7 protein-coding genes are annotated in these 12,851 nt (G+C 64.6%); 6 read left to right on the top strand and 1 reads right to left on the bottom strand.

Annotated elements, in window-relative coordinates; all coding sequences use genetic code 11:
• Positions 1 to 153 precede the first annotated feature (153 nt).
• From F6S87_RS00610 to F6S87_RS00590, 5 genes are all read left to right on the top strand, one after another.
• Entirely contained in the window at positions 154 to 1,368 is a 1,215-nt protein-coding gene (locus tag F6S87_RS00610; RefSeq protein ID WP_163226751.1) for an AAA family ATPase, read from the top strand.
• A 71-nt stretch (positions 1,369 to 1,439) separates the two neighbouring features.
• Entirely contained in the window at positions 1,440 to 2,963 is a 1,524-nt protein-coding gene (locus F6S87_RS00605; RefSeq protein ID WP_196779052.1) for a DUF3375 family protein, read from the top strand.
• Between the two features lie 191 nt (positions 2,964 to 3,154).
• On the top strand, positions 3,155 to 3,865 hold the full coding sequence (locus F6S87_RS00600) for a DUF4194 domain-containing protein (protein WP_407925104.1): 711 nt from the start codon (positions 3,155 to 3,157) through the stop codon (positions 3,863 to 3,865).
• The gene (locus tag F6S87_RS00595; RefSeq protein ID WP_407925097.1) at positions 3,862 to 7,422 is read left to right on the top strand and encodes an ATP-binding protein; all 3,561 of its coding nucleotides are present in this window, start codon (positions 3,862 to 3,864) and stop codon (positions 7,420 to 7,422) included. The genes F6S87_RS00600 and F6S87_RS00595 overlap by 4 nt, the downstream gene beginning before the upstream one ends.
• Positions 7,423 to 7,456: 34 nt before the next feature.
• Entirely contained in the window at positions 7,457 to 8,680 is a 1,224-nt protein-coding gene (locus tag F6S87_RS00590; protein ID WP_163226749.1) for a DUF3322 and DUF2220 domain-containing protein, read from the top strand.
• A 9-nt stretch (positions 8,681 to 8,689) separates the two neighbouring features.
• On the opposite strand, the gene F6S87_RS00585 is transcribed toward F6S87_RS00590, so the two are convergent.
• Positions 8,690 to 9,628: a hypothetical protein gene (locus F6S87_RS00585; RefSeq protein ID WP_163226748.1), complete on the bottom strand. Its 939-nt coding sequence runs from the start codon at positions 9,626 to 9,628 to the stop codon at positions 8,690 to 8,692.
• Between the two features lie 273 nt (positions 9,629 to 9,901).
• Here F6S87_RS00585 and uvrA point away from each other — a divergent pair, with 273 nt between their 5' ends.
• Positions 9,902 to 12,844: an excinuclease ABC subunit UvrA gene (gene uvrA, locus F6S87_RS00580; protein WP_231129352.1), complete on the top strand. Its 2,943-nt coding sequence runs from the start codon at positions 9,902 to 9,904 to the stop codon at positions 12,842 to 12,844.
• Positions 12,845 to 12,851: the final 7 nt, after the last annotated feature.

The following is a 12,851-nucleotide window of genomic DNA, read 5'->3' as shown; positions in this document are numbered from 1 at the left end:
GCAGGGAACGAGTGCCGCTTGTTAACAAGCGCTATGAGTTAAACTATATATGCCGCATATAGCTACATACAACTGCATATTACTGCATATAGTTGTATAATTCTTCATAGAACTTGAACTGCCGTGGCTGGATCTGCGTGAAGGAGGAAAACCATGGCTGAAGACTTCAACGTATCCATGCAAGCCTTGAACCCATTTGTTCCTGGTGCTGGTCGCGATCCGGTCAATCTCGCAGGACGCGAAGAGGAACTCGATGCCGTCAAGCGCATGATTGTCCGTGCCAAAAACGATTTGACGGATCAGGGACTGGTCTTCAGTGGCCTTCGGGGCGTTGGGAAGACTGTACTACTGCTCCGTTGTCTTTCCTTGGTCAGGGAAGCGGAATTACTCGGCGCCTATATCGAGTCCACTGGCAATAAAGAACGCGATATGCAGGCAATCGTGACGTCCATCCAGAAAGCCGTGGTACAGGAACGTGACCACGAACTGCGCACGGCACTCATCGAGACGCTCAAGCGCATCCAGAGCGTGGCGGTTGAACTAGCCGGGTTCAAGCTGTCCTTGTCTCCCTTAGCAAGCGAGGAATCCGATACTTCCGAGGAATTCCAGCTGGAACTGACCATCGAGGAATTGTGCAACGACCTCAAGGCCAGGCATTCGGCGTTCTTTCTCTTCGTCGACGAGCTCCAGGAGATGGACGAATCCCTGATGGGCACGCTCATCACCATCCAGCACCGGATGGGCCAGCAGGATCTGCCGTTCTATATCATCGCCGCTGGCTTGCCGGACCTTCCCGGCGCCCTTTCCAGGTCGCGTTCTTATGCCGAGCGTCTGTTCCGTTACTACGAGCTCGGTCGACTCACTGACGAACAGACCCGACAATGCTTGGTCACGACTACGCAGGACGTGGGTGCCTCATTCAGTCCGGATGCCCTCGATGAACTCGTCAAGCTGGCCCAAGGCTATCCGTTTTTCGTTCAGGCCTATGGGGATGCCACTTACAATGCCGCGACATCCAATCCGATCGGAATGGACGCCGTCAACGAAGGCAAGCCGCAGGCACAGGCTTTGCTTGACCGCGGGCTGTACGAGTCTCGCTGGCAACGGGCTACTAATGTGGCCCGGGAATACATGGAGGCGATGGCGCGGCTCGGCGGCGAATCGTGCAGCACCGGCGAAGTGGCGCAGTTGCTGGGACGCAAGCCGACGGAGATGACGCGGGCAAGGCAGTCGTTGATCGAACTCGGCTTGATCTATGCTCCCGGACGGGGAAGGGTGGCGTTCACTGTTCCCGCCATGGGTGACTTTATCCGTCGTACCAATCCCTCGGCGATCCAGCCGTATGACACCGCGCCATCGGGAGAATGATGGGGCGATGCCCAGGCGGCCATTTGCTATGATGGACAGTTGTTGAGATTCCGGCGAACAGGGGAGGGCCATTGGGCGACATCCGCGACGAGATGGAGCAGTTGCGGTCGGTGTATGACACCGGGGTGCTCCGGTTGCTCACCAGACCGAAGGCCCGCATCTACGTCGCGTTGCTCCGGTCGGCGTTCGATCCGCTGACATCGGAGTTGCCGAAGGAAGATCTGGAGGAACGATTCTCCCGCGGCGTCGCCACGCTCGCCAACATGGACGAGGTCGCGCTGAGGGACGACGAGGATGCTCAGGACTATGCCCGCCACACCATCGCCGAGCTCATGAAGGAAGGCAACGGCGACTATGCATGGCTGGCGAATTCGCTCGACCCGGCCAGCCACCGGTTCCTCTACCGCCTGACCGCACGCGCCCACCGCGCCATCGAGGCGCTCGACAAGCTGCAGGACGACACCCAGACGATGTCCGGCGCGCAGGCCAACTCGATCATCATGGAGATCGAGCACGCCCGCATGGAGCTCACCGCCGACCTTCCCGAACGCATCCGCTTGCTCGAACAGGAAATCGCCGACCGGCAGGAGCAGATCAGGACGATCGAGGAAGGCAACGGCGGCCGGTCGTTGTCCGACAAGGAAGTCGAGGATATCATCAACGTCGTGCATGGCACGCTGCGTGGCGTCCCCATCGACCTGCGCGAGCTGATGCTCACCGAACGTGACAACGGTGACGCACTGCGCCGGCGCATGCAGGCCGGCGCCATGTCCGTCGAAGAGATACTGAAAACCTACCACGACGAATATCGCAAGTCGTTCGCCGAATCTGACGCCGGACGCCGCTTCGAGGACGCGTTCCAGGTCATCGTCACCGACGAGGGCCGCGACCAGATCGATACCGCCATGCGGGCGATCGCCAGAACGCCGTATGTCGAGGGCGGGTCCGCCGTGCTGCTCGAACAGGTCAAGGAAGAGCTGGCCCATATCTATGACGGCATCGAGGGCGTGCGACGCCAGATGCGCGTCTCCGACGAGGCCGTCAGCCGCCTCGTCCGCCAGCAGACAGACACTCGCTTTCACACCATGCTCGTCAAGCTCAACAAGCTCTCCGAGAAGATCAACGCGGACGCCCGCGACCATCCGACGTCTACCGACCGGCCCTACGAGACGGGGATCTCCAGTCCGGAGCGGCTCGCGACGTTGCCGACGCGTCCGTCGCGTTCGATGGCCCGTGCTGCCGTGCCCTCCTTAAGTGAGTTGGGAAACTATGGCGCTGATGTGCCTGAGGTAAATCTCCGCGAACTCATCGAAAACGGGGGGCCGCGACTGATCCATATGGCCGCTCTTGTTCGTGAGAACCCAGTTATGAATGGTGGACTCGTCGATATTGCTGCAAGCTTCAACGAGTTACCGCCTGAGGAGCGGCGCGAAAGCGAGTTTGTCGGGTTCCTTGGAGCCCTTAGAGGTCCTGGTGAAGGAACGCCTACAGTGGTATGGAACTGCATCGACCAGAATGGCGAGGAACGGCAGTGGCTTACCACCGAGGTTTTAGCCGGAATGAGCGAACTTGAGGACATCATCGAGGAACGATAGAACCACCGGCGACGCTCCACCGGCCGGAACCAATACGACTCCGGCACGCCGACAGGACGACCAAACAAGTCAAGACACGTACAGACCAGCAACGAGAGGGACGGAACACGAGGCACATGGACGAGGACATCAACGGCATGGCCACCGACGATGAGGCCATCGAATTCGGCCACGGGGCCGGCGACGACGGCATGCCCGTCAACGATATCAACCCTAACGGCCGGTTCGAGGGGGATACCAGCCACATGACGGCGGACGCGCGCCGCGCCGCCATCGCCCTGAAACGCGAACGCTACATCGACGGCAAGCTCTACGACCTCGTCGAACGCAACCGTGACCAGGTCATCCAGTCGCTCAACAACGACATGCTCGACCTCGTCGTCAACGAACACTACCGGATCATGTATGCCACGCCGGCACCCGACGAGGAAGGAGAACTGCGCAGCCTCAAGACCCGGCAGAGCCTGCGTCGCGACGAGGCCGCGCTGCTCGCGTTCCTGCGCATTCATGTCCTCGAATGCGAGAATGTCCGGAAGCCGAAGTCCCAGTGGCTCGTCGGTTTCGAGGAAATCCGCGGAGCCCTCGCCAGCGGTGCCGGATATCTGGCCGGCCGCAACGACGAGGAGGGCGTCGTTGACGCCGTCACCCAGCTCGTCGGCCGCATGGAGACTTACGGATACTTGGAACCGACTGACGTCGACGACGTCTATCTCGTCACGCCCCTCGTGCCCGTCGTGCTCGACAGCGCCCTGGCCGACGAGTGGCTCGAGGTCGGGGAGGAGCCCGTGCAGCCGGCGAAGGAGATGGCAGGATTTCCGGACATGGGTGACGGCGCGGGAATCGTGCACGGTGAAGAAGCGGACGACGACGTCATTGAACTGTTTGAGGAAGGTGGACGGTGATGGCACGCAACGCCATGCAGATGGTGGCCGACCGGTGGATGATGGAAAGCCGGCAGCTCGTCAACTGGGGTACGTACGGCGGCTGGCACGAATTCAAGCCGTCGACTGATCCGACCCTGCCGGTAACGCTGCTGGCCGGCGCGAGCGAAAGCGGCAAGTCGACGCTCGTCGACGCGCAGATTTCCCTGCTGTATCCGAAGGGGACGCCGTTCAACAAGGCATCCAACACCGGCAAGTCGGAACGCAACGACTACACGTACCTGCGCGGCATGGTCGGGATGAGCGACTCGACGCTCGGCGAGAAACCCGTCTACCTGCGCGGCACGACCGACGACGGCAGGCCGACGGCGGTATGGGGAGCAATCGTGGACACGTACGTCAACGAGGCGAGCCACGACGTGCTGTCCTGCGCGAAGTTCCTGTACCTGCAGGCCGGCGACGGCCATACCGCCGTCAGGCGGCTGTTCGCGACGTGGGAGAAGAAGATCGACCCGCGCGTGATGAAGCGGTTCCGCAACACCCCGTTCACGGCCACGCAGATCAAGCAGGCGTACGACGGCGCCGTCGTCTACCAGTCCGCCGAGTCGTTCCACTCCTATATCTGGGAGGAAATGGGACTGTCCGCCGAAAGCTGCCGCCTGCTGCACAAGATCCAGTCTGCCGACACACCCAGCCGGCTCGACGATATCTTCAAGCAGGGCGTGCTCGGCGTCCCCGAGGCGCTCAGCTACGCACGCGAAGCCGTCCACCAATACGGCGAATACGACGAGAACTTCCGCAGCATGGCCGACAAGCAGGCAAGGATGACGCTCCTCGCCGACGTGAGGCGACGCCACGCACGCTACGAGGACGCGAGAAACCAGACGACGGCATTCGATGTCGTGGACCCGTCGACGGACACCGGCGCCGCCATTCTCCACTCGTGGACGACAGCGAACCTCGTCGCCGAAGTCGAGAGGCAGCTACCGCTCGACCAGGCCGAGCATGAACGCCGTCTGCGCGAAGGCAAGGATGCGGCACAGCTGTCCCGCGAACTCGGCGTCCACATCGCCGACGTCGACGCAAAGATGCGCGGCATCGACGGCGGATCCCTCGAACGGCTCGAAGGCGAACGCAAGCAGGCCGGCGAACTAGTGACCGAGACGCGGGCGAACAGCGCACGAATCGGCACCATGTTCGACAAGGTCGGCGAGGAGATGCCGGCCGACGAGGACGCATGGGAGACCAGGCGCGCGGCCGCCGCCGAATTCGAGGCGACCTACCGGCAGCGCATGGACGAACTCGAGGAAGCCAGCGGACAGGCGACGCTCGCCCTCAACCAGGCCCGCGAAACCAGGGCGCAGAGGCAGGCCGACTACGACCGCGCCGAGAAGATGCGCACCCGCATCTCCCAGCGCATGAACGGTGCCCGTGCACTGCTGTGCCAGGCGACCGGACTCGCCGAGGAACAGATGCCGTACATCGCCGAGTTGATGGACGTCAGGGAAGACGCTGAGGACTGGCGGCACGCCATGAACGCCGTCTACGGTTCGCTCGCCCAGACCATCCTCGTCGACCGGCGCCACGAAGACGGGTTTGCCGCCAAGGTGAGCACCATCGATCCCAAGGTGCTGCCCAGCCGTACCTGGCGGTTCATCGACGTCGAAGCCGGAGACGCCGACCCCGACAACGCATTCGCGGACAGTGCGTCCGCATCCGGCGCCCTGGGCGCCGACGGACGCCACGGCGAAGGCATGCTGTCCGGAAAACTCCGGTTCCGCGACGAATCCCCGTTCGCCGGCTGGCTACACGCGCGGGTGGAGGACGACGCCATCGACGCCTGGTGCGTGGACGCCATCGACGATCTCGACGAGACGCGGCGGCAGGTCCAGCGCGACGGCCAGGTCAAGTCAGGCAGACAGGGACGCTACGGCATGAAGGACCGCGACGAGGTCATCGGCTTCGTCACCCAGTCCTACCTCGACATGCTCAAGACCGCCGTCGACGGGGCACAGGCCGCACTTGACGAGGCGCGGGCAACGTTCAACGCCATCAGGTCACAGCGCGAGGGACTGTCGGACCAGCGGACGCTCGCCTCGCTCCTGGCCACGCTTGACTGGAAACACGTCGATGTACACGGCGCCGTGACGTGGCTCGCCAACGTCGAGCAACAGATCGAGGCGATCAGGACCAATCCGGAGCTCGAGGCGCTGCAGAAGCGGCGGGACTCGCTCGAACGCGACCGCGCCGACGCCGAGAAGAAGCGCGTGCTCGCCGAGCAGGATGCCGAGAACGCCGAGAAGGCAGTGACCGCGGCCAGGGCATGGCTGGAAGCCGTGCGCGGGAACGCCGGAGACGATGGCGCCATGGTGACCGGCGCTCCGGAACTCGACGCCGAGGCCGAGGAACTCCTCAACACGACATACATCGAGCGGATGACCTCGATCGGCAACTCCGCCGCCCGCGCGCACCGGATTGTCGGCAACGGCTCCGCCGGCTACCTCGAACGCATGGTCGCCATCATCCGGAACGCTGTCGCCAACCGGCTTGACGCGCTGGGCGCCGTGACCACCAGCGCCGAACACGACGTCGTCACCGCGATGGAAACGTACCGTACCCGCTTCGAACCGGACAACGATTCGGTCGGCATCGACATTGCCGACTACCCGTTCTACCGCGACGAGCTCGTCGCCCTCGAGAAGCTCTCGGCCGCCGCGGCCACCGCCGACGAGTACAGGCGCACGCTCAACCAGATGCTCATGTATCTGCTCACGCTCAACCGGGCAATCGGCACCGACCGGGGTGACATCTACGAGCAGCTCGACCGCATTAATCAGATGCTCAGGGGACAGGAATTCGGCCCCCGCCACGGCGAACTGTCGCTGGAGGTCGACGTGCGCGACCCCGACCGCGCATTCGTCCAGCAGCTGCGCGGCGCCATCAGCGCGCTCAACGAGTGGAAGAAGGGCGGCGGTACCGAAGGCGCCCCGGTTCCCAATGGCCAGCCGGATCCGGAACTGCCGGAGCTCAAGCAGCTGTTCGACGGGCTGCGCCCGCTCATCGGCATGCTCCAGGCCGAGCTTGATGCCGTCCACGATGTCAACGGCATCAAGAGCTACGGCGCCCTCAACCTGGACCCGCGCTGCCGTAGCTCGTTCTACGCCATCGTCCACCACGACGACATCGGCGAACCCGACGAACGCATCACGTCGACCGGCGGCCGTTCCGGCGGCGCCCTGCAGGAACTCACGTCGTTCGTCTACGGCGCCGCGCTGATCTACCTGCTCGGCAACGGCCTGACCACCGAGCCGAGCTACACCACGCTGTTCCTCGACGAGGCGCTCATCAAGGCGGACGGCCGCTATACGCAACGCGCCCTCAAGGTGCTGCCGAAGCTCGGCTTCCAGGTCATCGTCTCCGCCCCGGAGTCCAAGACCGGAGAGATCCTCGGCGTCTCGACGAAGGCCTACGTCACCTACAAGGACGACAGCGGTCACACGTCGCTGCGCGTTGCTGAACTCGATCCGGTCGGCAACGTATCCGCAAAGGATGAATTGACGGACGTCGACGGGCAGTAGGCGAGCCGGTGCCGGACAAGGTCAGAACAGGAGCATGACGATGAAGCGTTCGCCCGTCACGAGTCGCGACAGTCTCGTCGCGGCCATCTCCGACAGGCTGCGGCGAAGCACGTTCGAGACGGAGTCGCGTTGGCCGTATCCCCTCACCGTCTGCGGCCGCGCCAGCCGCACGTGGCTCGAGGACCATGCCATAGACGTCCTCGACAACGAACGTCAGGTGCGGCAGTGGGCCATGCGCATGGAACTGCCGTTCGACGAGGAGACGAAACTGATCGGCACGCCGACCGGCCTCGTCGTCCGCGTCGTCGTGCCCGACGAGCAGGCGGCGTTGCGCGCCGCCGATCGGGCAACGGCACGCGAGTTTCGCCGGCAGCGGGCCCGGATCGGCGCCATCGTCGACGCGGGCTTTCCGGACCGCGAGGCGGCGGCGGCCGCCGCCCGAATCATGCGCGACGACGGCGACGTCGACTTCGAACTGTTCATCCGCGCCGCATTGTGGTTCCGCGACCATGACTGTTCGGCGCTGACGCCGCGACAGGTACCGCTCGAGGGTTTCTCGGCGAAGTGGCTCGGCTCGCCGTCGTCGGCACACCGTCGCGCCATCGCCACGCTGGTCGGCACCGACCGGCTCGCCATGCGCGAACGGCCCGGCGAACTACGGTTCCGTTATCTCGACCCGTCGCTGGCCGTCCGTCCCGACCAGATCGTGACGTCGCCGTACCGGTTGCCGGCCGGCGACGTCATCCGCTTCGCCGTCATCGTCGAGAACAAGGACACGTACCAGGCCATGCCGCCGATCGCCCATGCAATCTGCATCTTCGGCAACGGCATGGCCGCCGCCGGCGAGCTCGGCTTGCTGCCGGAACTGCTCGGCGGTGGCGACGGCCCGGCTCCGGCCATCCGTTCGGCCTACTGGGGCGACCTGGACGCCGACGGTTTCGAGATCCTGTCGAAGGTGCGCAAAGCTGGCGTGCCATGCGAATCGTTCCTGATGGACGAAGCCGCCTACCGTCGTTTCAGCCGGTACGGCACGAATCTGCGGGAAGGAAAGAAGGGAACGATCCAGCCGCGGGAACCGCTGCCGACACCAGGCCTGAACCGGTCCGAACGCGACGTGTACGAGGCCCTGTGCACCGGAACCCGCGCGCCGGGCGGCGAACCGATGCCGGTCTTGCGCCTCGAGCAGGAACGCATCCCGCTGGCCGAAGCCATCACGGCACTGGAAGCTCTCGGTTTTCCGGTAGAGATGCCGTCATGACGTGTCCGGTCACCTGGCAGCTTGGTCGAGACGATGGCTCACCCGCTGCCACGGAATGTAGGTGACAGCCGCGGCGACGGTGCCGAGGATGACGAGGACGACGCCGGTGGCCTTCGAGACGTCCATCAGGTGCGTGGCGATGCCGAGCGTCGACCACAGGACGACGAGGTTGAAGATCCAGTCGTGCAGCTTGAGCTTGGCAAGGATGCCGAGGCCGAGCAGCAGCACGACGAGGACGACGGTCGACGCGGCCTGCGCCCCGCCGGAGATGGCGCCGTCCTTCGAGACGTAGTAGACGACGGCGCGGAAGATGTCCGAGACAGTCTCGACGAGCATCCACGAACCGAACAGCGAGAACGGCGCCCATCCCCAGACGGATGGATCGTGACGACGCGAGAAGAAGCCAAGGATGCCGACCAGCACCGTGCAGGCGAGCACGAACAGCACGGCAAGCGGATAGCTGACGGCCGTCCACGACAGGATCCATGCGATGTCGGCCAGGGCCGTCAGGCAGAACAGCAACCCCATGATGCCGAAGGGTGTCTTCGCGAGCCGCTTCGACTTGCGCTTCGTATTGCCCAGGCGCACGAGCCAGATCGCGAGCAGCGCGTAGACGGGAATCCAGACGAGCTGGACGTAGCTGTCCGGCGTGAACCAGCTGGAGACGGCGGTGCCGTCGTGCTTGGCAGCGGCGAGCACGCCGAACACGGCGAGCGTGTTGAGGACGATCATCGCGGCGAACAGCACCCAGCAGGCGACCATCTCGACGTCGCGGGCGGCGCCGGTCCGCCTTGCGGGAGCGGATTTCGCGTTGCCGGACGTTCTGGTCGACGTGGCCGCGTTGGCCGATGATCCGGACCGGGGCGCCGGGGTGGTCGCGGGCGATTCGCCGTTGCCGGTGCTGTCCGCGCCTGTCATTGTGCCGCTTTCCGCATGCTTCGTGGTCATGATTTCCCCCATCGTGTCGGCGTTTCCCTGCTACCGATTATGCAGCAGCGTCGCGGTGTTCGCATCCGGAATATCGGGAGAGCCGGGCCTGTTGGGCGCGACAGTGTCGTTGCCGACTGTTCGAACAGGTGTTCGACGTCTGGCCGGAAGTGTTGTATCCTGTAGGGCAGTAGCCGGCAACGGAAGCATCGTCAAGCGAAGGAAATGAATTTGGTCAATCGTGGCTCAGCAAGAAAGGGCGGGAAGAACGGCGAAGTCGTCGTCGAACGCGTCATGACGAGCGACACGTTCCTGTCCCGCGAACTGGCGAAGGCGCCGCTGAAGCAAACCGACGGCGCGCTTGTCGCCGATCTCGGTCACCTGCCGAACGACCTGAAGATCGTCGTGGAGGGCGCCCGCGAACACAACCTGAAGAATTGCAATATCGAGTTCCCGCGCAACCGCATGGTCGTCTTCACCGGCCTGTCCGGCTCGGGCAAGTCGTCGCTCGCGTTCGACACGCTGTTCGCCGAGGGACAGCGCCGCTATGTCGAGTCGTTGTCGGCGTACGCCCGCCAGTTCCTCGGCCAGATGGACAAGCCGGACGTCGACTTCATCGAGGGCCTGTCGCCGGCCGTTTCCATTGACCAGAAGACGACGAATCGCAACCCGCGTTCGACCGTCGGCACCATCACCGAAATCTACGATTACCTGCGCCTGCTGTTCGCGCGCACCGGCATTCCGCACTGTCCGGAGTGCGGCGCGCTCGTCAGCGCGCAGACGCCGCAGCAGATTGTCGACAGGCTGCTCTCGTACCCGGAGCGCACGCGTTTCCAGATCCTCGCGCCGGTTGTCACCGGCCGCAAGGGCGAGTTCGTCGAGATGCTCGAGCTGCTGCGCGGTGACGGCTACGCCCGCGCGCTCATCGACGGCGACATGCGCCAGCTGTCCGACGACATCAAGCTCGCCAAGCAGAAGAAGCACACGATCGAGGTCGTCGTCGACCGCCTCGTCGTCAAGGACGGCATCCGCCAGCGCCTGACCGACTCGGTCGAGACGGCCTTGCGACTGTCGCCGAACGGCGTCGTCGTCGCCGATTTCGTCGACCTCGACGAGAAGGATCCGGAGCGCCGCGTGCCGTTCTCCGAGCACCGCGCCTGCCCGAACGGCCACCAGCTCGAACTCGACGAGATCGAGCCGCGCACGTTCTCGTTCAACGCGCCGTACGGCGCCTGCCCGGAGTGCACCGGCATCGGCTATTCGCTCGAGCTCGACCCCGAGCTCATCGTGCCGGACCCGTCGAAGACGCTCAACGAGGGCGCCATCGAGCCGTGGAACCTGCAGAAGAGTTCGAACGACTGGTACCGCCATGTCCTCGAGGGCCTCGGCAAGCAGCTCGGCTTCGACCTGGACACCCCGTGGAAGGATCTTGGCGAGGACGTGCAGAACGCCATCCTGCGCGGCCACGACTTCAAGGTCGAGGTGTCCTACCGCAACCGCTGGGGACGCCTGCGCGAATACACGACCGGCTTCGAGGGCGTCGTGCGCTGGATCACGCGCCGCCACGACGAGACCGATTCCGAGCAGATGAAGGCCTATTACGAGTCGTACATGCGCGAGGTGCCGTGCCTCGCCTGCAACGGCAAGCGCCTCAAGCCCGAGGTCCTCGCCGTCACCGTCGGTGACAAGTCGATCGCCGACGTCTGCGACATGCCGGCCTCGAAGAGCCTCGAGTGGATCAACGGCCTCGATCTGAAGGGTTCGGCGGCCGAGATCGCGGCCGAGGTCGTCAAGGAAATCCGGGCCCGCCTCGGCTTCCTCAACGACGTCGGGCTCAATTATTTGACGCTGTCGCGCGCCGCCAAGACGCTGTCCGGCGGCGAGGCGCAGCGCATCCGCCTGGCCACGCAGATCGGCTCCGGTCTCGTCGGCGTCATGTACGTGCTCGACGAGCCGTCGATCGGCCTGCACCAGCGCGACAACGCGCGCCTCATCGACACGCTCCACCACCTGCGCGACCTCGGCAACACGCTCGTCGTCGTCGAGCACGACGAGGACACGATCCGGTCGGCCGACTGGGTCATCGACATCGGTCCGGGCGCCGGCGAGTATGGCGGCGAAGTGGTCTACTCCGGCCCGTCGAAGCACCTGATCGAGGCGAAGCGGTCCGTCACCGGCGACTACATTGCCGGCCGCCGCAAGATCGCCGTGCCGACGAAGCGCCGCAAGGTCGTCAAGTCGAGGCAGCTCAAGGTCGTCGGCGCCCGCGAGAACAACCTGAAGAACCTCGACGTCAAGTTCCCGCTCGGCGTGATGACGTGCGTGACCGGCGTCTCCGGCTCCGGCAAGTCGACGCTCGTCAACCAGATCCTGTATCCGGTGCTCGCCGACCGACTCAACGGCGCCCGCATCGTGCCCGGCAAGCACACGCGCGTGGAAGGTCTCGACCAGGTCGACAAGGTCATCCACGTCGACCAGAACCCGATCGGCCGCACGCCACGCTCGAATCCGGCGACGTACACCGGTGTCTGGGACAAGATCCGCCAGCTGTTCGCCAAGACGCCGGAGGCGCAGGTGCGCGGCTACGGACCGGGACGCTTCTCGTTCAACGTCAAGGGCGGCCGCTGCGAGGCCTGCCACGGCGACGGCACGCTGAAGATCGAGATGAACTTCCTGCCGGACGTCTACGTCGACTGCGAGGAATGCCACGGCAAGCGCTACAACCGCGAGACGCTCGAGGTCAAGTACAACGGCAAGACCGTCGCCGACATCCTCGACATGCCGATCAGCGAGGCCGCGGACTTCTTCCGCGCCTACACCGGCATCTCGCGCTACCTGGACACGCTCGTCGAGGTCGGCCTGGGCTACATCCGCCTCGGCCAGCCGGCGACGACGCTCTCGGGCGGCGAATCGCAGCGCGTCAAGCTCGCCACCGAGCTGCAGCGCCGTTCGACCGGCAAGACCGTCTACATCCTCGACGAGCCGACGACCGGCCTGCACTTCGAGGACGTCAACAAGCTGCTCAAGGTCCTGCAGGGCCTTGTCGACAAGGGCAACACCGTCATCGTCATCGAGCACAACCTCGACGTCGTCAAGTCGGCCGACTGGATCGTCGATCTCGGGCCGGAAGGCGGCGACGGCGGCGGCACGCTCGTCGCCGAGGGCACGCCGGAACAGGTCGCCGCCTGCGAGGAAAGCTGGACCGGCCAGTTCCTCAAGCCGATGCTGAAGCAATAGCAATAAC

The organism is Bifidobacterium choloepi, from assembly GCF_010667615.1.
GTDB lineage: Bacteria > Actinomycetota > Actinomycetes > Actinomycetales > Bifidobacteriaceae > Bifidobacterium > Bifidobacterium choloepi.
Note: the sequence above shows the minus strand (reverse complement) of the source record. Positions and strands in the feature narration are given on the sequence as shown.

Bases quoted from the DNA above. Each gene is read 5' to 3' on its own strand.
- F6S87_RS00610 (WP_163226751.1), top strand. From the start codon at position 154: ATGGCTGAAGACTTCAACGTATCCATGCAAGCCTTGAACCCATTTGTT.
- F6S87_RS00600 (WP_407925104.1), top strand. From the start codon at position 3,155: ATGCCCGTCAACGATATCAACCCTAACGGCCGGTTCGAGGGGGATACC.
- F6S87_RS00590 (WP_163226749.1), top strand. From the start codon at position 7,457: ATGACGATGAAGCGTTCGCCCGTCACGAGTCGCGACAGTCTCGTCGCG.
- F6S87_RS00585 (WP_163226748.1), bottom strand. From the start codon at position 9,628: ATGACCACGAAGCATGCGGAAAGCGGCACAATGACAGGCGCGGACAGC.
- uvrA (WP_231129352.1), top strand. From the start codon at position 9,902: ATGACGAGCGACACGTTCCTGTCCCGCGAACTGGCGAAGGCGCCGCTG.